Annotated in this window: 1 protein-coding gene; it reads left to right on the plus strand. The window is 48.6% G+C overall.

Features of this window, described 5'->3' with window-relative positions; all coding sequences use genetic code 11:
• Positions 1-255 (plus strand): hypothetical protein (locus MiSe_RS50360; RefSeq protein ID WP_226595132.1); only part of this gene is annotated, 255 nt, incomplete at both ends.

A 255-nucleotide genomic window follows, 5' to 3' on the forward strand; every position in this document is an offset into this window, starting at 1 on the left:
ATACTCCTCAAACAGTAACCGTTACCGCGACAAACGATAACGTCGCCGAAGGAAATCATAGCGGCACTATTTCTCATACAGCTACCAGCAGCGACGCCAACTATAACGGAATTACGATTAATTCCGTCACCGCCAACATCACCGACAACGATATCGCCGGAGTCACAATTACCCAATCCGGCAGTAGCAGGAATATCACCGAAGGTGGCGCGACAGATACCTACGAAATTGTACTAACTTCACAACCAACTGCCG

It is taken from the genome of Microseira wollei NIES-4236 (assembly GCF_020521235.1).
Classification (GTDB): Bacteria; Cyanobacteriota; Cyanobacteriia; order Cyanobacteriales; family Aerosakkonemataceae; genus Microseira; species Microseira wollei.